Origin of the sequence: Salinispora pacifica CNR114 (genome assembly GCF_000514775.1) — a bacterium.
Classification (GTDB): domain Bacteria; phylum Actinomycetota; class Actinomycetes; order Mycobacteriales; family Micromonosporaceae; genus Micromonospora; species Micromonospora pacifica.
In genome coordinates this window covers 62,064-86,683 of the sequence record NZ_AZWO01000025.1, presented here as the reverse complement: position 1 = coordinate 86,683, position 24,620 = coordinate 62,064, and the positions used below count along the sequence as shown (strand labels likewise).

General features: G+C 70.1%; 26 protein-coding genes and 1 pseudogene. 13 read left to right on the top strand and 14 right to left on the bottom strand.

From position 1 onward, the window contains the following. Together B118_RS28415 and B118_RS0116900 are read left to right on the top strand one after the other, a co-directional pair. On the top strand, positions 1 to 413 hold a 413-nt coding region (locus B118_RS28415; protein ID WP_018811996.1), incomplete at its 5' end, for a dihydrofolate reductase family protein. Between the two features lie 174 nt (positions 414 to 587). Beyond that, positions 588 to 911, top strand: coding sequence for a GYD domain-containing protein (locus tag B118_RS0116900; protein WP_018220936.1), 324 nt, complete (start codon positions 588 to 590; stop codon positions 909 to 911). On the opposite strand, the gene B118_RS0116895 is transcribed toward B118_RS0116900, so the two are convergent. The 7 genes from B118_RS0116895 to B118_RS0116865 form a co-directional block, all read right to left on the bottom strand. Beyond that, positions 902 to 1,375, bottom strand: a complete 474-nt coding sequence (locus tag B118_RS0116895) for a YunG family protein (protein WP_018220937.1) — start codon at positions 1,373 to 1,375, stop codon at positions 902 to 904. The two genes, B118_RS0116900 and B118_RS0116895, sit on opposite strands and share 10 nt — an antisense overlap. A gap of 20 nt (positions 1,376 to 1,395) precedes the next feature. Then, a complete protein-coding gene (locus tag B118_RS0116890; RefSeq protein ID WP_232430482.1) occupies positions 1,396 to 2,649 on the bottom strand; it encodes a hypothetical protein in 1,254 nt (417 codons plus the stop codon). 96 nt (positions 2,650 to 2,745) lie between these two features. Continuing rightward, complete coding sequence (locus B118_RS0116885; RefSeq protein WP_018811998.1) at positions 2,746 to 3,876, bottom strand: hypothetical protein; 1,131 nt, start codon at positions 3,874 to 3,876, stop codon at positions 2,746 to 2,748. A gap of 144 nt (positions 3,877 to 4,020) precedes the next feature. Beyond that, a complete protein-coding gene (locus B118_RS0116880; RefSeq protein ID WP_018811999.1) occupies positions 4,021 to 4,323 on the bottom strand; it encodes a putative quinol monooxygenase in 303 nt (100 codons plus the stop codon). Between the two features lie 74 nt (positions 4,324 to 4,397). After that, on the bottom strand, positions 4,398 to 5,816 hold the full coding sequence (locus B118_RS0116875) for an MFS transporter (protein ID WP_018220941.1): 1,419 nt from the start codon (positions 5,814 to 5,816) through the stop codon (positions 4,398 to 4,400). Between the two features lie 133 nt (positions 5,817 to 5,949). Continuing rightward, the gene (locus B118_RS0116870; RefSeq protein WP_018812000.1) at positions 5,950 to 7,293 is read right to left on the bottom strand and encodes an SAM-dependent methyltransferase; all 1,344 of its coding nucleotides are present in this window, start codon (positions 7,291 to 7,293) and stop codon (positions 5,950 to 5,952) included. Further along, positions 7,290 to 8,672: an FAD-binding oxidoreductase gene (locus B118_RS0116865; protein WP_026185380.1), complete on the bottom strand. Its 1,383-nt coding sequence runs from the start codon at positions 8,670 to 8,672 to the stop codon at positions 7,290 to 7,292. Before B118_RS0116865 ends, B118_RS0116870 begins: the two co-directional genes overlap by 4 nt. A 101-nt stretch (positions 8,673 to 8,773) precedes the next feature. On the opposite strand from B118_RS0116865, the gene B118_RS0116860 reads away from it, so the two are divergent. Next, complete coding sequence (locus B118_RS0116860; protein ID WP_018220944.1) at positions 8,774 to 9,058, top strand: DUF427 domain-containing protein; 285 nt, start codon at positions 8,774 to 8,776, stop codon at positions 9,056 to 9,058. Between the two features lie 57 nt (positions 9,059 to 9,115). Next, positions 9,116 to 9,850, top strand: a complete 735-nt coding sequence (locus B118_RS0116855) for an RICIN domain-containing protein (RefSeq protein ID WP_026270805.1) — start codon at positions 9,116 to 9,118, stop codon at positions 9,848 to 9,850. A gap of 4 nt (positions 9,851 to 9,854) precedes the next feature. Here the strand turns inward: B118_RS0116855 and B118_RS0116850 are convergent, their stop codons facing one another. Both B118_RS0116850 and B118_RS0116845 read right to left on the bottom strand, forming a co-directional pair. Further along, the gene (locus B118_RS0116850) at positions 9,855 to 10,322 is read right to left on the bottom strand and encodes a hypothetical protein (protein WP_018220946.1); all 468 of its coding nucleotides are present in this window, start codon (positions 10,320 to 10,322) and stop codon (positions 9,855 to 9,857) included. A gap of 54 nt (positions 10,323 to 10,376) precedes the next feature. After that, positions 10,377 to 10,985 carry a TetR/AcrR family transcriptional regulator gene (locus B118_RS0116845; RefSeq protein WP_026270806.1) on the bottom strand — a complete coding sequence of 203 codons (609 nt, stop codon included), beginning with the start codon at positions 10,983 to 10,985 and terminating at the stop codon, positions 10,377 to 10,379. A gap of 138 nt (positions 10,986 to 11,123) precedes the next feature. Between B118_RS0116845 and B118_RS0116840 the strand changes: the two genes are divergently transcribed. From B118_RS0116840 to nshR, 5 genes are all read left to right on the top strand, one after another. Beyond that, positions 11,124 to 11,579 (top strand): GNAT family N-acetyltransferase, encoded by a 456-nt coding sequence (locus B118_RS0116840; protein WP_018812004.1) that lies wholly within the window; start codon positions 11,124 to 11,126, stop codon positions 11,577 to 11,579. A gap of 19 nt (positions 11,580 to 11,598) precedes the next feature. Then, positions 11,599 to 12,594, top strand: coding sequence for an L-glyceraldehyde 3-phosphate reductase (gene mgrA / locus B118_RS0116835; RefSeq protein WP_026270807.1), 996 nt, complete (start codon positions 11,599 to 11,601; stop codon positions 12,592 to 12,594). An 86-nt stretch (positions 12,595 to 12,680) separates the two neighbouring features. Then, on the top strand, positions 12,681 to 13,823 hold the full coding sequence (locus B118_RS0116830; RefSeq protein WP_018812006.1) for an epoxide hydrolase family protein: 1,143 nt from the start codon (positions 12,681 to 12,683) through the stop codon (positions 13,821 to 13,823). A 205-nt stretch (positions 13,824 to 14,028) separates the two neighbouring features. Beyond that, the gene (locus tag B118_RS0116825) at positions 14,029 to 14,484 is read left to right on the top strand and encodes an NUDIX hydrolase (protein WP_028193065.1); all 456 of its coding nucleotides are present in this window, start codon (positions 14,029 to 14,031) and stop codon (positions 14,482 to 14,484) included. A 153-nt stretch (positions 14,485 to 14,637) separates the two neighbouring features. After that, complete coding sequence (gene nshR, locus B118_RS0116820) at positions 14,638 to 15,540, top strand: NshR/TsnR family 23S rRNA methyltransferase (RefSeq protein WP_028193064.1); 903 nt, start codon at positions 14,638 to 14,640, stop codon at positions 15,538 to 15,540. Between the two features lie 75 nt (positions 15,541 to 15,615). On the opposite strand, the gene B118_RS0116815 is transcribed toward nshR, so the two are convergent. Together B118_RS0116815 and B118_RS32970 are read right to left on the bottom strand one after the other, a co-directional pair. After that, positions 15,616 to 17,142, bottom strand: coding sequence for a multicopper oxidase family protein (locus tag B118_RS0116815; protein WP_027648264.1), 1,527 nt, complete (start codon positions 17,140 to 17,142; stop codon positions 15,616 to 15,618). A 176-nt stretch (positions 17,143 to 17,318) separates the two neighbouring features. Then, positions 17,319 to 17,477: a hypothetical protein gene (locus B118_RS32970; RefSeq protein WP_232430483.1), complete on the bottom strand. Its 159-nt coding sequence runs from the start codon at positions 17,475 to 17,477 to the stop codon at positions 17,319 to 17,321. On the opposite strand from B118_RS32970, the gene B118_RS0116810 reads away from it, so the two are divergent. Genes B118_RS0116810 through B118_RS0116800 form a run of 3 tightly spaced genes read left to right on the top strand, consistent with a single transcriptional unit; the run spans position 17,467 to position 20,112 of the window. Then, positions 17,467 to 18,288 carry a F510_1955 family glycosylhydrolase gene (locus tag B118_RS0116810; RefSeq protein WP_018812010.1) on the top strand — a complete coding sequence of 274 codons (822 nt, stop codon included), beginning with the start codon at positions 17,467 to 17,469 and terminating at the stop codon, positions 18,286 to 18,288. The two genes, B118_RS32970 and B118_RS0116810, sit on opposite strands and share 11 nt — an antisense overlap. A gap of 25 nt (positions 18,289 to 18,313) precedes the next feature. Next, a complete protein-coding gene (locus B118_RS0116805; protein ID WP_018812011.1) occupies positions 18,314 to 19,006 on the top strand; it encodes a response regulator transcription factor in 693 nt (230 codons plus the stop codon). Then, positions 19,003 to 20,112, top strand: a complete 1,110-nt coding sequence (locus B118_RS0116800) for a HAMP domain-containing sensor histidine kinase (protein WP_018812012.1) — start codon at positions 19,003 to 19,005, stop codon at positions 20,110 to 20,112. The genes B118_RS0116805 and B118_RS0116800 overlap by 4 nt, the downstream gene beginning before the upstream one ends. Before the next feature lie 578 nt (positions 20,113 to 20,690). Here B118_RS0116800 and B118_RS0116790 read toward each other — a convergent pair. Then, the gene (locus tag B118_RS0116790) at positions 20,691 to 22,082 is read right to left on the bottom strand and encodes a hypothetical protein (protein WP_028188593.1); all 1,392 of its coding nucleotides are present in this window, start codon (positions 22,080 to 22,082) and stop codon (positions 20,691 to 20,693) included. 191 nt (positions 22,083 to 22,273) lie between these two features. Here B118_RS0116790 and B118_RS32965 point away from each other — a divergent pair. After that, a pseudogene (locus tag B118_RS32965) lies at positions 22,274 to 22,457 on the top strand (hypothetical protein); the annotation flags it as partial. 36 nt (positions 22,458 to 22,493) lie between these two features. Here B118_RS32965 and B118_RS0116785 read toward each other — a convergent pair. Together B118_RS0116785 and B118_RS0116780 are read right to left on the bottom strand one after the other, a co-directional pair. Then, positions 22,494 to 23,177, bottom strand: coding sequence for a response regulator (locus B118_RS0116785; RefSeq protein WP_018812014.1), 684 nt, complete (start codon positions 23,175 to 23,177; stop codon positions 22,494 to 22,496). Then, positions 23,174 to 24,421 (bottom strand): sensor histidine kinase, encoded by a 1,248-nt coding sequence (locus B118_RS0116780; RefSeq protein WP_238323957.1) that lies wholly within the window; start codon positions 24,419 to 24,421, stop codon positions 23,174 to 23,176. The genes B118_RS0116785 and B118_RS0116780 overlap by 4 nt, the downstream gene beginning before the upstream one ends. Positions 24,422 to 24,620: the final 199 nt, after the last annotated feature.

Below are 24,620 nucleotides of genomic sequence, written 5' to 3'. Positions count from 1 at the left end.
GTGTTGCCGACGACAACTCCGCCTTCGAGGCCGACCGCGAATTCTCCAAGATCTACAACGTGGTCGACAAGGTGGTCGTCTCCGACCACGCCTCCCCGCCGCCGGCCGACCACCCCTGGGCCGACAACACCCGCATCATCAGCCGCGCCGACGCCCCCACCGAGATCGCCAAGCTCAAGGAACAGGACGGCAGGGAGATCGTCACCTGGGGCAGCCGGACCACCTGGAACGGACTCCTCCAGCACGGCCTGATCGACGAAATCCACGTACTCCTCGGCCCAGCCGCCCTCGCCGGCGGCACCCCGCTGTTCGAACACCCGGTCTCGCTCCGACGCCTCGGCGTACGCACCTTCGACAACTTCGACACCGTCCTACTCCGATACGGCGTACAGCAGCCATCCGCGCAGCGGTGACCCACCCGGCGTACGACGACTCGCACCCATGGTTGCCCGGGACCGCGGACCCGGCCGTGAGTTCCGCGGCCCTCCGCCACCCGGTCCGCGAACAGCCAGCTGGCCGAGGCGTATCCGGGTGGCGAGCGGGTACCACCTTCCCGGGCCACGGGTGCCCGGGAAGGTGGTACGGGCGTGGCGAAATATCTCTTCCAGGCGACCTATACCGCCCAGGGAATGGCGGGGCTACGTGAGCAGGGTGGAACGGCGCGGGCAGAGGTGGTCCGGGCGCTGATCGAGAACGCTGGCGGACGGGTGGAGGCGTTGTACTTCGCGATCGGCAAACACGACCTCTTCGTCTCCTGCGAGGTGCCGGACAACATGACCACCGCCGCGCTCGGCATCGCCGCCCAGGCGACGGGGGGAGTGCGAGCCGAGGTCATCCCGATGATCACGCCAGAGGAGATCGACGAAGCGGCGCAGACGCCGGTCACCTACCAACCGCCGGGTCAGGGGTAACCCACCCCGTCGGTTGGTAGGCCGAGCATGCCGCGCACCCGGTGCCGGAGTAGCGCGTACTGCTGGACGCAGCGGCGTAGTGGCCCCAGCGGCAGCACGGCCGGCTCCTGCACGATCTCGTCCACCGTGAACTGCTCCCGGGTCAGGTCGACCTCCACCCCGCCGGGGAGACGATTCCACAGGTGCATGCCCTGCTGGGACCCATCCCGCCGCAGCACCACCGCGCACAGCAACTCGCCGCCGATCAGCTCATGCAGCACGAGCGCCGTCACGCCGCACTGCCCACGGGCCGGGTTCGTCGCCGCCCAGGGCAGATCAACCGGGTCGCAGGTCTCGGCCGACCAGGAGGCCCGGAACGCCCGGTCGATGTCAGTCAGCAACGCCGGGTCGAACTCGGCCAGTGTGGGGCGGTCGGATTCGGCCAGGGAAGCCCGATCAGTTTCGGCCAGCGAAGTCAACAGCATGCTCGGACCCTGCCAGCGGGCTACGACAGATTCTTCGCCCGGTCCGGGCGTCCGTCGCCCCGGTCTCCCGTCGCGTTCCACCCGGTGCGACCGGGCTCCCACCGGCTGGAACGACCGTCCGGACCGGCCGACGAAGACCGGCCGTGCGAGCGTTTCGGGCCGCAGTGCCACCCGCAGCTGGCGTCCCGCCCGTCCCCAGCGCGGTGCGGCCGCTCAGCGCGGTGCTGCGGCTCGGAGCGGTGCTGCCGCTCCGCGCGGTGCTGCGGCGCGGAGCGGTCCGGTGCCGGGGCCGGTGGATCAACGGAGTTCGGCGCGGACAACGCCTCGACGGCGGTCGGGACCACCCCCGCGGGCGGCGGCACCACAGTGGGTGGATCGGGCTGCGGCGACGCGGGGGGCACCGGGCGGCTGCTCGGTGCGGGGCTGGTTGGGCCGGACGCGTCGCTGGGATGGGACCGGTCAAGCCCCGCCGTCGGCGCGGCCGGCGGCAACGTCACGCCAGCGGTGACGACGATAGCAGCCACCACCGAGGCGGCGACCGCCGCAACGGCGCCGACGCACTGACGATTATTCAGCCGGGCCCGCACCGGGGCCTGCTCCGGCCGGGCGACCGGGGGCGCCGTTGGCCGGGCGCGCTGGTGCCTGGCGACCAGCTCATCCAGGCAGGCAGCGACCGCGTCCCGGTTGCCGAGGCCGTCGGCGAAGGCGAGGGTGAGGTAAAACCGGAAGGTCAGGGTCACCGGACGCGACACCAGCAGTCCGGCCACCGAGGACCCGTTGACGGTGGGCAGCAGGGTCAGCGGCGACCGGCGATGGTGGGCCGGCGCGACCAGCTCCGCAAACCACCAGTCCCGTTGTCGGTGCCGGCCGAGGAAGACCACCCGCCGGTCGGTCACCACGCCGGTGCCAACCTCCACCGCCCGGATCCCCGGCGGCAGCGGACGCGGTAGCTCGTCGGTGCCGGCCAGCTCCATCGCCAGCCCGGGCACGGGTAGTCGGCCGACGTTCCCGGTAACGGCCTCGACCAGCTCCACGACCGGGAACACGCGGTGGACCACCTCACCGGGAACCAGTTGCATCGGCGCCTCCCTCGGCGGGCCCGATCCAAGCAGGCCGACCTCGACCCGCAGCCGGCTCAGCTCGTCGGCGCGGCGACGCCAGGCATCAGCCTCGGTAGCGTGAAAACGCCGTCGGCGGTCGTTTTCCTGGTCGGCCCAGCGGGAACGCCAGGACGGTCGGGGCCCACGCACGTGGCGGGTTGAGGTCGCCGTCACGCACAGAACAACGTTTCACATCCTGGTTGGATACGGCCTTCCCTACTGGACGGCAAGACCACCTCGGCAGGTAACCGATCAGGTCTCAAAGCGCGCTCACCCTGGCTGCGGGCCCGGTGCACGGAAGGCGCGCTGGACTCCGCCGTGCTGGCCACAGGCGCGCGGGCTGCCGCCAGCGAGACTGACGGAGCTGTTCCCACACTGCACCAGATACCCGCGGCCGGCCCAGAATCCGGGCACGCAGTCGAACCAGTCACACACCTCGGCGGCTGGCTGCCGGACCGGGTCCCCAGCGCAGAAGCCGTACCCCAGCGGGTTGGTCGGGGCGCCGCACAGGCTCGGTGCCGCGATCGGCGTCGGTGCTGGCGACCCCGCCATGGCGGCCGCCGCCCTGGTGGCCGCGGCAGAGGCCGCGGAGGTGGCCGCGGTGGCCGCCGCCACCTCCGTCCGAATCGAATCGGGCGGGGCAGACGGGGCAGCGAGGATCAACGCCGCCGGGACCAGCAGGGTGATCCCGGCGGCGACCGCCACCGCCCGCGCACCACCGCGGACGAACCCGGTGAGCCGCGCCTGCGCGGGCGTGCGGACGGCGGGGCGAAGCGGCTTGCGCCGGGCGTGCTCGGCGAGGGCCTCATCGAGTTGGGCGAGCACCGCCTCCCGCTGCTCGATCGCGTCCGCGAAGGCCACGCTCAGCTTGAACCGGAAGTCGGCGACCGCCTCCGCCGGCAGTAGCAGGCCGGAGGCGCGCCGCCGATCAAGTACCTGGATCAGCGTCACCGGCGCGCGGAGGTCGTGGGCCAGACCGATCATCTTGCCGTAGGCCCAGTCGCGCCGGCCGCGTCCACCGAGCAGGACCAGTCGACGGTTGGTGATCACGGCGATGCCGGTGTCGGTGATCCGGATGCCATCCGGACGCCGCCGGCGTAGCGGACGGGGTCGCAGGGCAACCGTGAGCTCGGGCGCGGGGAGCACCGCTGCCCGCCGGACCTCGACCAACTGGGCGGCCGGCAGCACCCAGCAGACCGTCTCTCCCGGGTCGAGCTCGATCGGAAGACCGGCACCCGCTTCGGCCGAGCCACCGAACTCCTCGGCGAGGGTCCGCAGGCGCCGCAGCTCCTCGTCCCGCCGCCGCCACGCCCCGTCGGCCTCGCGGAACACCCGCTGTCGCCGTTCGTTCTGCCGGTACGCCCACCGGTACCGCCACGTCGAACCCGTCGAGCCAGTCATCGCCACGCCGACCCCTCCGCCGCGTAGGCCACCAATCGGGGGTGTCACCAGGCACAACTCTGGGGTAACCCCGTGGGGGACGGCTTACGGCGAGCAATATGTCCGATCGACGGAGTGATTCAGACGATAGGCGGACCTGCCACGTCAGGGCGTCTCGACGGCAGAGATCTCGTATCGGAAGACCTTCGCGTCCCGAATCGCCACCTGCTGTTCCTCGGTCGGGCCGGCACCGCGAAAGGTCAGCAGCTGCTCCTCGGTCTCCCAACGCTCGTAGACGTTGACCCGGCCGGGCTCGACCAGGTCCCCGCTGATCGTGAAGTCGAGACAGCCGGACGCCGCCCGGGCAGCCGTCACGACCTCAAGGCACCCGGCGAGGTAGCTCTCTCGATCCTCCGGGTCGACGTACATGCTTCCGGCGACGATGAGCACCTGCCGGACCTCCCGCACTCGTGATCCACTGGTGAGATCCCACCCGCCGGTCCTCGACGGTCCTGGGCTGGCGAGAATCCCACCAGCCCAGCCTACGACTGTCGGAGCCCGCGCCCCGCCTCCTCGCCCAAGCCCGGCTGACCGCGTTGACGCGAGTCGCGGCGGACCAGCACCGCGACGGTCAGCGCGGCAAGCGCCGCCAACCCGGCCATCACCCAGAGCACGGTCCGCAGCCCGCTGGTGAAGCCGGGATCAGCGAGTTGGCCCGCAGTGGTGGTCGCCAGCACCGCCCCGACGACCGCGATGGCAACGGTCTCGCTCGCCAGCCGAGCAGTGTTGATCATTCCGGCGCCGGTGCCGGCCCGTTGCGGCGGGACGCTACCGATGGCGAGCGCGTCGAGCAGCCCGACGGACAACCCGATGCCGGTACCGATAGCGAGCAGTGGGCCGGCCAGGTCGGCCGCGCCGCTGGTCGGGGTGATCACCGTCGCCCACGCCGCCCCCGACGCGACCGTCAGGACAGCGGCGACGATAACCGCCGACGCCGGCACCCAGCGGGTCAGCGCGCCGGCGAGCAGCGGCAACACCACCGTCGGCGCGGTGAGCAGCACCAGGGTCAGGCCGGCGGAGCTGGGCGTCAGCCCGACCACCGTGGTGAGGTACGACGGCAGATACACCAGCAGCGGCACCAGGACCGCGACGACGGTGGCCGCCGCCAGGCAGATGCCGACGAAGCGCGGACTGGCCAAGAGGGTCAGGTCGAACATCGGCTCAGGGTGGGACCGCTCCACCCGGACGAAGACCACGAGCAGCGCCACCGCCGCCGCGAAGGCGGCCACGATCCGCGGGTCTCCCCAGCCGTACGCCGGCCCCTGCACGAAGCCAAAGATCAACAGCAGCAGCGCGGCGGTGAAGGAGATGGTCCCGCCCCAGTCGAGCCGGCCCGCGTGCGGTTGACGCGACTCCGGCAGCCACGGAACCAGCAGCAGCACCGCCACCGCCACCAACGCGGGTACGGCGAACACCGCCCGCCACCCCAGAAAGTCGATCAGCAGTCCCGCGATCGTCGGGCCGAAGGCGAGGCCAGCGCCGATGGCCATCCCGAAGACGCTGAACGCGCGCGTTCGGGCCCGCCCCACGAAGGTGTTGGCCAGCAACGCCCCCGCGCTGGTCGCGGCGGCAGCCGCACCAACACCGGCGAGCCCGCGCAGCACATTCAGGAGGAGGACGTCGCCGGCGACGCTCGCCAGCAACCCCGCCCCGGCGAAGACCCCAAGCCCGATGGTGAAGACCCGCCGCCGACCGAACAGGTCGGCCAGGGCCCCCGTGGCGAGCATGAAGCTGGCGAAGGTGGCGTTGTAGCCGTTGACCACCCACTGCACCCCAGCCAGGTCGGCGTCGAGATCCCGTCCGATCTCCGGCAGCGCCACCGCGGCACCGGTCAGCGATAGCGGCAGCGCGAAGGTTGACACCAGGACGGCGACCAGCACCACGACGCGTCGGTTCTGCACAACTCCCCCGTTCCGTTCGAGCTGCTCCAGGCTAGTGCCGCGGTCCAGGCAGCCATCAGGCCCGGTAGCGCGCCGGACGGGTACGGGGAGGCTGCCGGCGGTCACCTTTCGGCGACCGCCGGCCGCACCGGAGTCAGGGCAGCCAGTCCGGCCGCAGCGGGTAGCTCGTCACCCCCGCGGCGCTGGTCCGCGTCGCCAGCACCTGGTGGAGCTGGATGCCGTTGCGCTCGAACGACATCCGGGATCCGGCCATGTACAGACCCCACACCCGAGCAGTTCCCGTGCCCACCTCGCCGACGCAGAAGTCCCAGTTCGCCACGAGGTTGCGGCACCAGGCCGCGAGCGTCAGCGCGTAGTGGCGGCGCAGGTTCTCCTCGTGCTGCACCTCCAAGCCCACATCGTGGATCTCGGAGAGCACCCGGCCCGGCCCGGCCAACTCGCCGTCCGGAAAGACGTACCGGTCGATGAACGCGCCGGAGCGGTGCGGCGCACGGTTGTCGGCGCGGGTGATGCAGTGGTTGAGCAGCCGGCCGTCGGGCCGCAGCCGGTCCCGGAGCGAGCCGAAGTATTCCGGATAGTTGCGTACCCCGATATGTTCGGTCAATCCGATCGAGGAGACCACGTCGAACTGCTCCGGTGGCGTGTCCCGGTAGTCGAGGTACCGCACCTCGGCCAGCCCGGTCAGCCCCTCCCGCTCGATCGCGGCCTGCGCCCACTCGGCCTGCGCGCTGGAGAGGGTCACCCCGAGCGCCTGGACGCCGTACTCGCGGGCCACGTGCCGGACCATGCCGCCCCACCCGCAGCCCACATCCAGCAGCCGCATCCCGGACTTGACCGCGAGCTTCTGCGCCACCAGGTCGTACTTGGCCGCCTGCGCCGTCTCCAACGAGTCCTGCGGCGAGCGGAACAACGCGCAGGTGTACGTCATCGACTCCCCGAGCACCTTCTCGTAGAAGGCGTTCGACACGTCGTAGTGGTGTGAGATGGCGCTGCTGTCCCGGATCCGGGAGTGGCGCAGCCCGCCCAACACCCGCTTCCACCGGGGCACCGCCTCCTGCGGTGGCGGTGGCGGCGGCAGCAGCCGCTCCCAGCCCAGGCCCCGGACCAGGGCCAGGGCCTCGGGCACCGGCGGGATCCGCAACCGCACCTCGTCCTTGAGGACCCGCAGCGCCTCGTACGGATCACCCGGATGCACCCCGGACAGGCCGAGGTCGCCGCTGACGTACGCCCGCGCCATCCCCAGGTCGCCCGGGGCGGTCAACAGGTAGGACAGGCCACGCGGGGAACGGATGGCGAGGGTGATGCCGGCGTCGGCCGGGCCGACGGAACTGCCGTCGTACCCGGTGATCCGTACTGGCAGGGGCTCGGTGGTCAGGGCTCGAATGACGTCGGCCAGGGTTCGCCCCCGAATGCCGGCCGTCTTCGGCGCGGCCGCGGAGACGCTCGCCGACTCCTGCTGTCGATCAATCAGACTCATGCTCGTGCTACCGCCTTCTCGTACAGTCCGGTTAGCCGGTGGGCCGGGTCGTAGCGGTCCTTGACCGCCCGCCAGGTGTCGCCGCCGTAAAGCCGGTCAAACACCTCCCGGTCGTAGTACGCGTCGGAGTAGAGCGACTTGTGCCCGCCCAGCTCCGACACCCTGCGTTCGATCACCCGGTTCATGTCGCCGTCGGCGGCACCCCCGGCGATCGGCACGCTTCCCCAGAACCCAATGTTCACGTAGTCCTGCCCGGGCCGCAGCGGATACAGCGGCCAGGACCGGGCCGATCCCGGCCCGGTCGGTTCCCGCAGCCGCAACGGGCAGAGCCAGACCGGGGTCATTCGCACCGCGCCGGCGAACCAGCGCAGGAACTCGGCGGTACGCCCCAGCGGGATCTCCACGTCCTGCACCACCCGTTCCCGCGCCGGCTGGCCGCGCCACCGGTCGATCCGCGCGGCCACCTGATGCTGGTGCTCCAACCGGACCAGCCGGTGGTAGAAGTCGCTACGCCGCCAGCGTGCCGGCCAGACCCGGCGCAGCACCGGGTGCTGCGCCCCGAACGCCGCGGAGCACCAGAACCAGTCGGTGTCCCAGCGCCACAGGTAGTCGTGCCCGGTCAGCGCATCCTGGGTGCGTTGCTGCAGCGACCGGTAGTAGATCTCCTGACCGGTGTAGTCGCTGACCGGCCCGGCGTCGTCGGTGAAGGTGGCGAGCACCAGGTACGCCTCATCCGGGCTGAACATCACCCCGTCCATCGCGTCCACCACCGCGCCGGCCCACGAACGGGTGACGATGACCTCGCCGATCGCCTCGGCGAGCTCCTCCAGCCGGTTGAACCGCACATTGTGCAGCACGACCCGCCGGCCGATCGGTTGCAGCTCGATCCGCAGTCGGGTCGCGTAGCCGAGGCTGCCCAACGAGTTGGGGAAGGCGGCGAACAGGTCGGCGTGCTCTCCCTCCGGTCGGGCGGTGATGACCTCCCCGGCCCCGGTGAGCACGTCCAACTCGGTCACCGACTCGTGCGGCAGCCCGTTGCGGAACGACGTGGACTCGATCCCCAGGCCGGTCACCGCCCCACCGAGGGTGATGGTGCGCAACTGCGGCACCACCAGCGGCATCAGCCCGTGCGGCAGGGTCGCCTCCACCAGGTCCTCGTACGTGCACATGCCCTGCACGTCGGCGGTGCGGGCCACCGGGTCAACGTGGAGGACACCGCCGAGGCCACTGACATCAAGGCCCGGTGCGCGTGGGGCCGCGCGTGGGCGGAACAGGTTGGATGTGCGCTTGGCGAGCCGAACCGGCTGTCCCGGCCGCACCGCCGCATACGAGCGCCGGAGCTGGACCACTGCCTGATCATGATCACGCACGGCATTCATCAGATCACTTTACGCCCAACCGGGCCACCGCACTGGACGTCCATGGTGGCCGATGACGAAAATGTCCACCTGACCAACGGACGGCGGCCTAGCGTAGGGTCATGCCGAAGGCCGTTTGGAACGACCTGGTGATCGCGGAGAGCAACGACACCGTACTGGTCGAGGGAAATCACTACTTCCCGCGCTCGACGCTGCGCGACGACCTGATCCGTGGGTCCAACACGCAGTCGGTCTGCCCGTGGAAGGGAACCGCGTCCTACTACACGTTAGAACACGACGGCCAGATCAGCCCGGACGCGGTCTGGTACTACCCGGAACCGGGACCGAAGGCGGGGATGGTCCGCGACCGGATCGCGTTCTCGGGTGACGTCCAAGTCATCGACTGAGCGGCGATGCGGCCGGGGAGGCTAGCCGTGGCCCCGCTGGTGGGCCAGGATGCCGGTATGTCCGCCTCCACCCAACACCCCGACCCGGCCGGCACCATCTACCGCCGGCCCGGCGCCCCCCGCCCTCGGCTGCCCCGCGATCCGCTGACGTGGGTGGCGGTGTTCATCGGCGCGGCCGGCCTCCTACTCGGGGGCTTCTTCGTCCTCGGCGGCGCGGGGGGTGACGGCACGCCAGGCGTCCCGGCGGTGGCCGCGACGCCGTCCACCGGCGAATCGACCCCGATGGGGCAGGAGCCGGCCGCCCCACCCACCGTGACAGTCAGCTCCCCGACGGCCACTCCGACCACCGCGGGAGCCAGCTCCCCGCCGGCCATCCCCACCGGCCCGACAGCGTTTCGCCAGGTGGCCTCGGGCCGGTGTCTGGGCATTGACGGAGACGGCGCGAAGGCGCCCGCGAGGCTCCTCGACTGCCGCGGCGACGACCCCCGGCAGCGGTGGCTGCCCAACGCCGTCGGGTCGGGCCTGGTGAGCCTGGTCAACCAGGCCTCGAACATGTGCCTCGACGTGGAGGGCTCCAACGCCGCCGACGGGGCACGGCTGCAGCAGTATCCCTGCCACGGCGAGGCCAACCAGCAGTGGCAGCTCGTACCCAGCGCCGGCGGACAGGTGCTGATCGCGGCGCTGCACAGCGGCCGGTGCGCGTACCCGGACGGCGGCCGGCTCGACGCCGGCACCGAAATCCGGCAGATCACCTGCGTTGACGCCCCCAACCAGCAGTGGCGGTTCGGCTGACCGGTTACTCGGCCACCCGGAGCATTCTGAGCTGCGCCCGGTGTTTGGGAAGGTGGACCCGGGCGTGCAGGTCCAGCACCCGCCCCCAGGGCAGTGGGCCGTCCACGACGAGGTCGTAGCCCTCTCGCAGGTGGGTGTCGACCGGGGTGCCGGCCGCCGGGCCGAGCCGGTCGACCAGGGCCACCAGCCGGCTACTGGTGGCGCGCAGCCGGGCGTCCAACGCGTCGAGGTCACCGAACTCGGCGACCAGCGCATCGACCTGGGGCCGGTGCATCGTCTCCAGGTCGTAGTAGGCGTACGGCGAGCCGGCGAGGACCGCCTCGGTCGCCTCGGTCATCAGCTCGTCGTTCGCGACGAGATGGGCCACGATCTGTTCGGCGCCGAGCCGCCCCGGCGGCGCCGGGCCGAAGCCGCCCGCGGTCAACTCTGCGAGCAGCTCGTCGTAGGCCCGCCCCAGCCCTGCGCTGTCCACGCCTGCCAGTCAAACCCGCGACGCGCCGGTCCGCGTCGCGTTCCGGTGCGGTGTTCACCCGGATGGGTGGCCAGCGGCAGCCGGGCCAAGCCGGGCGAGCGCATCGTCGAGGGCGACGCGCTGCGCTGCCCCGGAGTAAGTGGTCGGGTCGATGGCGGTCAGCGTGTTCAGCCCCTCGACCAGGGCCACCAGCCCGATGGCGGTGGACGAGCAGTCCGCCGCGGGCCAGTCGGGCCGGACCGCGGCGACCAGTCCCCGAACCCGATCAACGAACCGGCGGTTGTAGCCGCGGTGCAGCTCGGCCAGGACCGGGTCGGCCAACGCGGCGGCCAGGAAACCCACCCATACCCGCGCCTCCTCCTGACGCTCCGTGGTCGGGGCGGCGGCCTGGAGCAGCACGGTGCGCAGCGCCGTGCCAGGTGTTTCGGCGGCGGTCTGCATGGCGTCGGCCCGCTGGCCGGTGCGCTGGTGAAGCAGCTCGCGCGCGTGCACCAGCAGGGCCTGCTTGTCGGCGAAGGTATGCAGCACCATCCCGGTGGTGCAGCCGGCCCGCTCCGCGACGGCACGCAGGGTGAGACCGGGCAGGCCGCGTTCGGCGAGCACTGACCAGGTGGCCGCCGACAGGCGTTGCCGTTGGTCAACCCGGTCACGTCGGCTGGCCATCCACCCTCCCCGGTCCGGCTCCATCCGGCAGGCCCGCGCCCACCGCGCCGGCCTCCCTGTCGTAACGTACGTTACGGTAACGCTTGTTACGAGCGGTCCCCCCACCGGGGTGCGACCGGCACGAACCAAGGAGGACATGTGATCTCCGTCCACCCCGAACCGTGGGAGTCCACCGACAGCACCCGACTGCGCGCCGCGCAACGCGCCGAGTTGGACGCGCGCTACCGCAGCGACGACCACGAGCCGGGCGCCCCGCCCACCGCCGACAGCGTCCCCGTCTTCCTCGTCGCCCGCGACCACCTGGGCGCCGCGCTCGGCTGCGGTGGTCTCCGCTTCCTCTCCACCGAATCCGCCGAGATCAAACGGATGTACGTCGAGCCGACCGCCCGCGGCACCGGCGTGGCGACCGCCATCCTGCAGGCACTGGAGGCTGCCGCCCGCACCGCCGGCGTACGGACCCTGCTGTTGGAGACCGGCCCCGCCCAGCCCGACGCGATCCGCTTCTACGAACGTGAGGGCTACCACCGCATCGCCAACTTCGGCCCGTACCAGGACGAATCACTCTCCGTCTGCTACGCCCGCGAACTGGCCTGACCGGTCAACGGCTACCCTCCTGATCGTGACCTACCAGGCCGCCGACACCCGCTATGACCAGATGACCTACCGACGCAGCGGGGCCAGTGGGCTCCGCCTACCGGCGATCTCGCTCGGCCTGTGGCACAACTTCGGGCCCGACCGCCCCTTCGAACGGCAGCGGGACATCGTCCGCCGGGCCTTCGACCTCGGGGTCACCCACTTCGACCTCGCCAACAACTACGGCCCACCGCCGGGCGCCGCCGAGGAGAACTTCGGCCGGATGCTCGCCACGGACCTGAAGCCGCACCGGGATGAACTGGTCATCTCCAGCAAAGCCGGCTATCTGATGTGGCCCGGCCCGTACGGCGAGTGGGGATCCCGCAAATACCTCGTCGCCTCGCTGGACCAGTCGCTCCGCCGCCTGGGGCTGGACTACGTCGACATCTTCTACAGCCACCGGTTTGACCCGGACACCCCGCTGGAAGAGACGATGGGCGCCCTGGACGCCGTAGTCCGGGCCGGCAAGGCGCTCTACGTCGGCATCTCCAACCACACCGCCGAACAGACCCGGCGGGCCGCGGCGATCCTGCGCGACCTGGGCACCCCGCTACTGATCAACCAGCCGTCGTACTCGATGCTGAACCGCTGGACCGAGGAGGACGGCCTGCTCGACACGCTCGCGGAGGTCGGCGCGGGTTGCATCTCCTTCAGCCCCCTGGCCCAGGGCCTGCTCACCGACCGCTACCTCGACGGCATCCCGGCCGACTCCCGGGTTCGCACCAGCGTCCACCTCTCCGAGCGGGACGTGCGCCCGGAACGGCTGGTCACCATCCGCGGCCTCGCCGCCATCGCCCAACGCCGCCACCAGTCCCTCGCGCAGCTCGCACTCGCCTGGGCCCTGCGCGACCCCCGAATGACCAGTCTGATCATCGGCGCCAGCAGCGTCTCCCAACTCGAGGCCAACCTCGCCACGCTGGACAACCTTGAGCTGACCGCCGAGGAACTGGCCGACATCGACCGCCAGCTCGGCTGACGCCGGCGGAGGTCTGCAACACCTTTCCTCACTCTCTCAGCGATCGCGGAAGCTATCCTGCCGCATCGCCTGAGACCGTCGGTGCCATGCACGAGAACAACGCGCTCACCCCGTTCCGCATCAACATCCCACCGGCCGACCTCGACGACCTGCGTAACCGGCTGGCCCACACCCGCTGGCCCAACCCGGTGCCCGGCCGCGACGACCGCACCGACTTCAGCCGCGGCATCCCGCTGGTGTACCTGAAGGAACTCGTCGAGTACTGGCACGACGGTTTCGACTGGCGGGCGCAGGAGGCGAAACTCAACGAGTACGAACAGGTCACCACGGTCGTCAACGGCCAGACGTTCCACATCGTCCACATTCGATCGACGAACCCGCAGGCCACCCCGCTGATGCTGAACCATGGCTGGCCCGGCTCGTTCGTCGAGTACCAGCACCTCATCCCGCTGCTGACCGACGAGTTCCACGTGATCATCCCGTCGCTGCCCGGCTTCGGCTTCTCCACCCCGCTGTCCGGGACCGGCTGGGAGTTGGCGCGGACCGCGGCCGCCTACGCCGAGATCATGACGCGGCTCGGCTACGAGAGGTTCGCCGCCCACGGCACCGACATCGGTTCGGGCACCACCGGCCGCCTCGCCGCCGAATACCCGGAGCGGGTCATCGGTACGCACCTCGGCCTCGACCCCTTCCTGCTCGGATTGGTCGGCGACAAATTCCCCTACCCCGACGGCCTCTCCACGGACGAAATCGCCCAGATCGAAGCGGTACGCACCGAGGCCTCAGCCGAACGCGGATACCTCCTGATGCACAACCACCGCCCCGACACCATCGGCGCAGCCCTCACCGACTCACCGGTCGGTCAGCTCGCGTGGATCGCCGAAAAGTTCAAGACCAAAACCGACGGAGCCTGGCGGACCCCGGACGAGTCGGTCGACCGCGACCAACTCCTCACCAACATCAGCCTCTACTGGTTCACCCGCAGCGGCGCGTCCAGCGCACAGTTCTACTACGAGGCCGAACACTCCGGCCTCGACCTGGTCATGGCCACCCAGGTACCGACCGGCTGGGCCGTGTTCAACACCCACCCCCTCGTACGCCGCGCGATGGACCCGGGGCAGGCGATCAGCCACTGGAGCGAGTTCACCGAAGGCGGCCACTTCCCCGCGATGGATGCCACCAAACTACTGGCGAACGACATCCGCACCTTCTTCCGCGGCATCACCTGATCCCGCGAGGCCACGACAACCCCCACGAGGATGGCTCGGCGCCCGCCGGGCCATCCGGCCATCCTGTACCCCTGGCGAGGCCCCTTCGGTAGCGTTCGGCCAGGCCCCGGCATCGGCACTACCGCCATCGATACAGTGGATGTGCTGGTGGCGCTTCCGGGCGACACCCTCTCGCCCCGACAGCCGAGCACGGAAGGACGCTCACATGTATCGACCGGGCACCTTCCCGGTGTCCATCAAAGGCGTCTGCGTCCGCGACGGCCGGGTTCTGCTGCTCCGCAACGAGCGGGAAGAATGGGAACTACCCGGCGGCAAGCTCGAACTCGGCGAGGACCCGGCCGCCTGCGTCGGCCGAGAGATCAGCGAGGAGACGGGCTGGACGGTACGGGTCGGCCCGATCCTCGACTCCTGGCAGTACCACATCCGCGACGGCGTCAACGTGCTGATCGTGACCTACGGCTGCCTCACCGACGACGACTCACCGATCACAGTGAGCTCCGAACACAAAGAAGGTCGCCTGTTCGCCGCCGACGAGCTCGCGGACCTGCCCATGCCCGACGGGTACCGGCGCTCGATCGACGACTGGTTCCGCCGGCTCGAGTCACCTGGAGATCACCCGCGGCCGGACGAACCTGGCCGCCGACGGCTCGGGGCGGGATGAGGCGTTCGTCCACCCTGGGTCCTGGGCCGGCTCAGTCGCGCCTGACCACCGTCGCGTGGGCCGGGGGCACCGAACCGCCGCGCGCGACCGGGTGGACGTGGCCGGGCAGCACTCCAGCGGGAAGCGAAAGGGGCTTGTGCTAGGGTCGCGCCCGTGGTAAGCCTCGATGTCATCACCGAATGGTCGGATCCGGCCGTACAGCGGATCAGCGACGTCGTCAAGCATTCGCGATCCGCCGTCCGCACCGTACTCATCGAGGATGCCGAGCCGCTCGTGGAGTGCATCCGCGCGGGGTTGGACTTCGTCGAGGTCTACGGAGTCGAGAGCAGTCCCTTCCCCGACGAGGTGCTCGCCGCGTGCCGGCAGCGGAACATTCCCGTTCGCCTGGTGGCGGTCCCGATCATGAGCAGCCTGTTCAAGGTCGACAAGAAACCCAAGGTGTTCGGGGTGGCACGCACGCCGAGACCGTGGAGCTTCAACGATCTGTCCCGCACCACCGGTGACATCATCGTCCTGGACGGCGTGAAGATCGTCGGCAACATCGGCGCCATCGTGCGCACCTCCTTCGCGCTCGGCGCCGCCGGCATCGTGCTCGTGGACAGCGATCTGGCCACCGTCGCTGACCGACGCCTGGTCCGGGCCAGCCGAGGCTACGTCTTCTCGCTGCCGATCGTGCTCGCGTCCCGGGCCGAGGCGATCGACCACTTCCGGCACAGCAGAGTCCCGCTGATCGCCTTCGACACGGACGGCGATCTGGCGGTCAGCGATCTGCGCGACGCCGACGAGCCGCTCGCCCTCCTGCTCGGTGCGGAGAAGACGGGCACATCGCAGTCATTCGAGAGCATCGCCAGCAGCACCGTGTCGATCCCTCTCAATCCGGACGCGGAGTCGCTGAACGTCTCGGTCTGCGCCGGGATCGCCCTGTACGAGCGGTCCTCCTGGAACCTCCCCGCACGAAGCCGCTCGCCGCGCCCCGCGGGAAACGGCCGGCAGGCCGGCCCCCGGCGCAACGGCAGACCCGTACGGTCGGGACACCGAGGCCGCCCCGGCCGGTAGCCGGGGAGCGGCCTCGCGCGGAGAGCGGGAAACCAGAGGCGCGGGTGGTCCGGCCCAGTCACGTGTCCGGGCAGCTCACAGCTGGTAGGCCAGATTGATCATCATGCCGGTCTCGGCGTGGTAGATGTTGTGGCAGTGGGTCATCCACTGTCCGGGGTTGTCCGCGTCGAGGTCGACGGTGACAGTCTGGTGCGGGGTCACGATGACAGTGTCCTTGCGGGCGCCGCCGTCGCCGAGGGCGAAGGTGTGCCCGTGCACGTGCATGGGGTGGAACATCATCGTTTGGTTGATCATTCGTAGCCGTACCCGTTCGCCCTCCCCGGCCAGGAGCGGCTCGGCGTCGGTGAAGGTCTTGCCGTTGATGGTCCAGCGGTAGGGCTCCATGCCGCCGCCGAGGACCAGATCATGGGTCCGGTCCGGCTCGCGCTGGGGCAACCGCACGTTGTCCGCGGCCCGCAGCTGGTTGGTGAGAATGACGCGGCGGTCGAGTTCGGTTGCGCGTACCTCGGCCGACGGTGCCCTGCCGCCTCCGGTCCGGACCACGGCAAGCGCCTGGCCCGTCTTGCCCTCGGCGACCGCGACCAGGGGGAACACCCCGTCGGCGACGACGACCTCGACGTCAACCCGCTCACCCATGCCGACGACCAGTGCGTCCGTGACGTCCGGAACGACCGGAAATCCATCACTGTGCGTGACGGTAAGCTGGTGCTCGCCCAGCGCCACCCGGAAGGCGGTGTCGGAGGCGGCGTTGACCAGCCGGATGCGTACCCGCTGGCGGGGCCGGGCGGTGAGCGTGACGGGGGTGGCCGGCACCCGACCGTTGATCAGGTAGTGCGGGTAGTCGACGTCACCCGCGCCGCCGAGCAACGGCGAGGTCATAGTCTCCATGCTGCCGCCATCCATCGGCATCCCGGCGCCGTGGTCCATGCCGGGCATGTCGTGCCCGCCGTGCATCCCGTCGGTGCCGTCGCCGAGCGCGGCCAGCACGTCGTCCGGGGTGCGCCCAGTGCCGTCGACCCAGTCGTCCAGGACGACGATCCACTCCTGGTCGTAGCGGCCCGCGTCGTTCGGGTCATCCACGATCAGGACGCCGTGGAGCGCTCGGTCGAGTTGCACCCCGGAGTGCGGGTGGTAGAAGTAGGTTCCGGGGTGGGGCGCGGTGAAATCGTAGGTGAACCGCCCGCCCGCGCCGATCGGGTCCTGGGTGACCCCGGGGACGCCGTCCATGTCGTTGCGCAGCGCGATGCCGTGCCAGTGCACGCTGGTGTCCACAGGCAACTCGTTGACCACGTCGACGCGGAGCCGGTCACCGGCCTTGGCCCTGATCAGCGGAGCGGGGGCGTCCTCGGTGTACCCCCAGGTGTCGACCATCACGCCGCCAAGATCCAGAGTCACCGGGCGGGGGGTGAGGGTCGCGCGGACGGTGGCGGCGCCGGGTCGTTGCCGGGCCATTTCGGCGCGGTGGATGGCCTCGGCGTGGGGGTCGACCAGTTTCGGAGTGTTGCGGTTGGCGGCGACGGCGACGACTCCGGCGGTCCCGGCGAGACCGGCAGCCCCGGCGATCCCGGCGATCACGTGCCGGCGGGTGAGCAGCGATGGCATGGAGGCTCCTTCGTGTGCGCCATCAGCGTCATCGACCACCGGCCCGGCGAGTAGGGATCGGGCCGCTTCTTCAGAGAATCTTCATGGCCCCGAAGGGGTCTTTCCGCTGGCTTCGGGCCATGGTTGATGGGGACGAGAGGTCACCCTGATCCCGCACCGGGGCCACCTGCACCGGGTCAGTCAAGGACGAGGAAGTGAATGTAGCCGATGAGCAGGACGTCGCAGCCGATGCGACCACGCAGCAGGTCCGGATCCGCGCCAAAGTCGCCGGGTCGCGGTGCGCTGGCCGCACCGACGTGGACGATCATCATCGCGGCGCTGGCCGTGCTGGCCACGCTCACCGCCGTGGTGGTGTTCGCCCTACGCAGTCAGGGGTCTTCGAACGGTGACACCACCGGTGGTGCCGGACACCAGGGGTTCGGGCACGTCCACGGGATCGCAGTCGACCCGGGTAGCGGCGCCCTGCATGTCGCCACGCACGTCGGGCTGTTCCGCGTCGACGATCCGCGGAGCGCCGTACGCGTGTCAAAGGACTACCTGGACCTGATGGGCTTCACCGTGGTCGGCCCCGGGCACTACCTGGCCTCGGGCCACTCCGCGCACGGCCCGGCCAACGTGGGCCTGATCGAGTCAACCGACGGCGGCGTGACCTGGCGGGAGAAGTCGCTATCCGGTACGGCGGACTTCCACGGGCTCCAGGTCGCCCACGGCTCGGTCTACGGCTACAACTCGGTCGACGGCGAGTTCATGGTCAGCGCCGACCAGCGAGACTGGGAGCACCGTTCCCGTACGACAATCGGCGCGTTCGCGGTCAGCCCGACCGACGACGGGACAGTCCTCGCCGTCGGACGCGACGGCCTGCAGCGCTCCACCGACGGCGGCCGAAGCTGGCAGCCGGTGCCGGAGGCTCCTGCTGTCGGCCTGCTGACCTGGGACCACACCGGCGTGTGGGCGGTCGCCCCGGACGGAGCGGTCTGGTCGTCGTCCGACGGCGGGGGGCAGTGGCAGCGGCGCGGCGCGGCGCCGGCTGAGCCGCACAGTTTCGCTGTGCAGGACGGCACCCTCTTCGCCGCGCTCGCCGGTGACCGGATCGCAGCCAGCACCGACGGCGGTGCTACCTGGACTGATCGGTACGCGTCGGAGTGAGGAACACGGCCCGAGGGATCAGGACATGAGTGGACGGGTGCTGGTCGTCGACGACGAACGGAGCCTCGCCAAGGTCGTGGCGAGCTATCTCGAGCGCGACGGCTATCAGGTGCGCTGCGTCTTTGACGGCCCGGCGGCGCTCGATGCCGCCCGGGAGGACGAGCCCGACGTCGTCGTCCTGGACCTGATGCTGCCCGGCCTCGACGGTGTGGAGGTGTGCCGGCGGTTGCGGTCGTTCAGCGACTGCTACATCGTCATGCTGACCGCCCGCACCGAGGAGGCCGACAAGCTGACCGGGCTCGGTGTTGGAGCGGACGACTACCTCACCAAGCCGTTCAGCCCTAGAGAACTCGTCGCCCGGGTCGCAGCGATGCGGCGTCGCCCACGCCAGCCCCGCGAGCGGCCGGAGACGGCACCGCGTCGGTTCGGTCCGCTGGCGGTGGACGTGCCAGCCCGCGAAGCCCGCCTCGACGAGGTGCCCGTGCCGCTCACCCGCACCGAGTTCGATCTGCTGGCGGTTCTGTCCGGCCGACCGAATGTCGCGCTGAGCCGCGCTGAGCTGATCACCGCAGTGTGGGGGGAGGGGTGGGTGGGCGACGAGCACCTGGTCGACGTGCACATCGGCCATCTGCGACGCAAGCTCGGCGACGCCCCCGCCCACCCCCGGTTCATCCTCACCGTCCGGGGCATCGGCTACCGGATGGGACCGCAGTCGTGAACTCCTGGCGCGTCAGCCTCGCCGTACGGCTCTTCGCCGCGCAGGTGCTCGCGCTCGCCGTCGGCGGGCTGACCCTGGCGCTGGTCGCCGGTGCGGTGGGACCACGGATCTTCCACGAGCACCTCGGGCAGGTCGGCGGGGAGGTCAGCGCCGAGGCACGCTGGCACGTCGAGCGGGCGTACGCCTCGGCGAACGCGCTCGCGCTCGGTGTCGGTCTCCTCGCCGCGCTGGTCGCGGCGCTGGTGGCCAGCGCGTACGCGACACGGCGGATCGCCAGCCCGATCACTCACTTCGCGCACGCGTCGGCCAGCCTCGCCGACGGACACTACGACGTCCGCATGGCCGACCCCGGCCTCGGCAACGAGCTCAAGACCCTGACCGACTCGTTCAACACCATGGCGGAAGGCCTGGAGACCGTCGAAACGACCCGGCGACGGCTGCTCGCCGACCTCGGTCACGAGCTGCGCACCCCGCTGGCCACCATCGAGGCCTACCTCGAAGCGGCTGAGGACGGCGTCGCCGTTGACGACGAGGACCTTCAATCGGTGCTGCGGGCCCAGACCGCGCGGCTGCACCGCCTCGCCGACGACATCGCCGCGGTCTCCCGCGCCGAGACACATCAGCTCGACCTGCACCCGGTACAGACGGCCCCGGCGGACCTGGTCCGGGACGCCGTGGCCGCGGTGCGGCCCCGGTTCGCTGGTAAGGGCGTGACGCTGCGCAGCGATCTTCCCCCTTCCCCGTGGGTCGACGTCGACCCGCAGCGGATGGGGCAGGTGCTCGGCAACCTCCTGGACAACGCGCTACGGCACACACCCGAGGGCGGGACCGTCACGGTACAGGTGGTCAGCGGCGCCAGAGGTGTGGAGCTGGCGGTGACCGACACCGGTCCCGGCATCCCGGCGCAGCACCTCCCGCATGTCTTCGAACGCTTCTACCGGGTCGATACGGCCCGGGACCGGGACAACGGCGGGTCGGGGATCGGGCTCGCCATCGTGCGGGCCGTAGTCGGCGCCCACGGGGGGCGGGTATGGGCGGAGAACGTCCCCGGTGGTGGTGCAATCGTCAGGGTGGTCCTGCCGTCAGCTGGACAGACGCAGGGCTGACGGCTGACGGGCGGATACGGTTTCTGCTGCCCAGGCCGGCAGCATTGTGGTTGCGGGATGTTCGGTGTGCGGCCAGCAGTTACGATGCGGTCGTTGCCTCCAGGTCACCGCGTCCAGCAGCTCCCAATCCGATCCCGGAGAACACCTTCCCCGCCAGCTACCAGTAGTCCTCATCGTCCCACAGCTCAAAAATGATCAGTGGCCATTCGTCGGGGTTCCCTTCGGTGAGCCACGAGCTCGTCACTGTCGATCGAGTTGGCGAAGGGGAGGAAGCCGCCGGGCTCGGGCCAGACCGGCAGAGAAGCGGGCATTGACGGGCGAGGTGCAGCCAGACACCCTGCCCAACGGCTACCCAGGGTTGAGCGCCGGGCGGGCTGCATCGAGGGCCGTCTTGACGCCTTACAGGAGGAGCTACGCCCAACGGCGGCCAGTCGATCAAGGACCAGGTTAATCGGATCGCCCAGGCGGCCGGTGCCGACAAGCCCGAGATGCGCTGATCGTGCGGGAACGACGAAGGGGCCCCGCCCACCGACAGCGGCGTAAACGGGACCCCTCGTAGATCCGATGTGCTCGGATTGCTATCCGGCGCAGCCGGGTACGTCGCCAGAGCAGTTGTCCGGCCGGTTCTTGACCACAGTGGTTCCAGTGACGGTGTTCAACTCGACCGTGCCGCCATTGTTGAAGATGCCGCCACCGTCGGTGGTGGCGATATTCTTTACAATCTTGGTCGAAAAAAGTGTGAGCGCACCATTGGCATCGTTGTAGATTCCGCCGCCTTGGTCGGCCCGGTTGCCAATAACCTTTGTCTTTCGCATCACCAGCTGACCCGGATTGTACACTCCGCCACCGATGGCGGCGACAGAGTGGTTGTCCTTGATCAAACTTTTTTCGACAACGACCGCCGCGTTAATATCTACAAACAGCCCTCCGGCCATCCGCGTTAACGCCGTGTTTTTTACGATCTCTACGTTCCGCAGAGTGGCTGGCGTGTCGATATAGATTCCACCAGCGAAGTTACTCGCACGATTGTTCGTGAACTTTGTATCGGAGATTTGACCGATTCCGCTTCTAACAGCCAAACCTCCGCTCCCTCCCCGGGAAAAATTGTCGGCGAACACACTCTTTTTTATCGTTACGGCATTAGCCATATCGAAGCTCACTACGCCGCCGCCTTCGCTGGACGTGTTAGCGGCTATATGAGAATTGTTGATAATTAATGTTCCCTGAGAGTTTGAAATGCCGCCACCAAATCCCTGGGAGCTGTTATGGCTGACGGTACTGTGATTAATAGTAGTGACACCAAAGTTGTCGACACCACCACCGTCGTTAGCGACGTTGCGGGTGATGGTGCTGTGGTTAGCGGTCAGCGCTCCGCCGGAGATGACAAGAGCCCCTCCGCCGTCGGCGTTTATCTCCCCGCCGGTGATGGTGAGGTGGTTGAGGGTGAGGTGGCCGCCGCTCTGGACGGTAAAGATTCTGAATTGATCGACCGCGGCGGCGCGTTTGATGGTGGTGTGTTTGCCGCCGTTGAGCGTGATCGGGGTGGTGATGGCGGGCAGGCCGGCGCCGTCGATGTTGGCGGTGAGTAGGTAGGTGCAGTCTTTGGCGAGGTCGAGGACGGCGCCGTCGCGGGCGTTGGCGAGGGTGACCGCCGCGATCAACGCGTCGGCGTCACACGGGACGGGTGTGCCCTTGCGTTTGTCCTTCTTTCCCCCGCCCTTGTGGCCCTTGTTGTCGGTGGAGGCGTGGTTGGGTTTTCCCAGCCGGTCGTCGGCGGCGGTGAGAGTGCCGTCGACGGCGCCGACAGCCGGCGCTCCGCTGATGCTGAGGCTGGTGGTGAGGGCCAGGCCGGTCATGCCGGCCAGTCCGACGGCCCACCATCGTGACCTCGCCCGGCGTGCACTCGGTCGGTCCGGTTCGTGTTCGTGGCGCTGATAGTTCATCGCGGTATTGGTGTCCTTCCCCGTCACGGACGAGCACCACCACCCCGGAGGGCAGGACCCGGGGTGGTGTTCCTCGGCTACCAGGCAGGCGGCAGCAACCACCCCGAGCTAAACCGACACAAACCCCACCAAGGCATAAACCCGAAAAATATCCCTGAATGAGACATACATCCGCCGCGACACCAGGCGCACCCCGCACACCCGGAGAGGAACCCCCAATGACCCACAACTACCTGATCTTCACTGATCCGCACCGCTGCCCCCGCCCCCGTCGGCGCCATCCTTGCCTGGCTGGCCTCGCAGGCAGCGACTGCCATCGACGGCGACTCGTCCACCGCCCTGGCTCGGGTGGCCGAGGCACGCTGGCCGTGGCTGGGTGTCCTACTCGGCACGCCGGCCGCAGCCGACTGCCTGCCACCAGCCCCACAGAATCGTCAATCACCTGGTGACCGGACCCGCGTCGCGCCAGCCGGGCCGCACCAAGCCCCATTCGTAGGCCAGCACCACGAGCTGCACACGATCCCGGGCGCCCAGCTTCGTCATCACGCGGCTCACATGGGTCTTTGCGGTCGCGACACTGCAGCTCATCCGCTCGGCGAGTTCCCGGTTGGTCAGGCCACGGGCGACCAGTACCAGCACCTCCCGTTCCCGGGCGGTGAGCTGGTCGAGGTCGGGCGACACCGGCGGCTCGTGGCTGCGCGCCGCGTACTCCGCGATCAGCCGGCGCGTCACCGACGGTGCGAGCAGGGCCTCGCCGGTGGCGACCACGCGCACCGCCTGCAGCAGCGCGGCCGGCTCGATGTCCTTCACCAGGAAGCCGCTCGCCCCGGCCCGCAGACTGCGAAAGATGTACTGGTCGTGCTCGAATGTGGTGAGGATGACGATACGGATGCCGGACAGCGCGGGCTGAGCGGCGATCCGTCGGGTCGCCTCGATCCCGTCCATCCGGGGCATGCGGATGTCCATCAGCAGCACGTCCGGTCGTGCCTGCGCCGCGACCCGCAGGGTCTGCTCGCCGTCGGCGGCCTCACCGACGAGCTCGATGTCCGGCTCGGACTGCAGCAGCGAACGCAGACCAGCCCGTACCAGGGTCTGGTCGTCGGCCAGCATCACCCGGATCATCGGGAATCGCCGCCCAGCGGTATCCGGGCGCTGACCACGAAGCCGCCATCGACGGCACCGCGCGCCTCGAAGGTCCCGTCGACCGCGACTACCCGCTCCCGCATGCCGAGCAGGCCGTTACCCTGCGGGAACGGCTCGGGCGGCGCACCGCGGCCGTCGTCCCGGACCTCGACCGCCACCTCGCCGCGCTCGTGAACGATCCGGACCCGGGCACGGACGGCGCCGGAGTGCCGGATCACGTTGGTCAGCGACTCCTGCACGATGCGGTAGACCGCGAGGTCGAGGCTGGCCGGCAGGACGGCCCGCACGTCGGCCACGTCTACCACGTCGAGCGCGACGTCGACCCCGTTGGCCTCCGCGTCCCGGACGAGACTGTCGAGGTCGGCCATGCCGGGCACCGGACCGGTGGGCAACTCGTCCTCGTCAACCCGGCGCAGCATGCCGAGCGTCGACCGCATCTCGACGAGCACACCACGGCTGGTCTCCCGGATGGCCAGCAGCGCCGCACGCGCCTGGTCGACGTCGCGGTCGATCAGGTGGGCCGCGACCCCGGCCTGGATCGTCACGGTCGAGATGCGGTGGGCCAGCACGTCGTGTAGCTCGCGGGCGATCCGCATCCGCTCCTCCACCGCGCGACGCCGGGCTTCTTCCTCACGGGTGGCCTCGGCCAGCGCTGCCCGCACCTGCACCTGACGCAGCCGCTCCTGGTGGCTGCGGGCCGCCTCCCCCACCGCCATGATCAGCGAAAGCCAAGCGACCAGCCAGACCGCACCCTGCGTGTTGGGCTCACGGTCGTGCAGCGTTCCGAACAGGAACACCCCGGCCAGGAAGGCGAGGGCGGTCAGCCCGGCCGCAAGCCGGTGCCGCGACACGACGGCGAAGTAGATCGCCACGGCGGGCGGGATGGTGAACGCACCGCCGGGAAAGTTCAGACCGTGGTACGTGAGGGACAGCGCGAGCGTGCCGGCGAGCATGACCAACGGCCAGCGGCGGCGCAGCGCGATCAGGGCGGCGTCGGCGGCCAACAGCAGATAGCCGAACGGCAGCGGGGGGCGCGGCGCGCCGTCCCCCCAGCCGATGACGGCCGTGGCCGACAGACTCACCGCAAGCACGACGAGCGCCGGCCCGACCTCCCCAGCAAGGCCGTGCCGTGCCGTCCGGCCCCAGCGGGCCACCGGGCCTGGTGCGCCCGTCCCGCCTCGGCCGGGGGAATCCCGGTGGGGCGGCAGCCGGTCAGCGAGCACCCACCCAGGTTAGTCACCCGGTCGTGGCCCGTCGCCCGACCGGCAGCGGACTCGTGCGTACATCCGGAGGCCAGCCGTTGCCCGCGAAGCTGGCCGCAGGATGTAGCCGAAGCGTCGTCCGTGGCCCGACGCCCCATCGAGCAGGCTTCGGCAGACTCGTGGCCAGGGACGCCGTCGAGATCAGCAGGCTGCAGTTCGC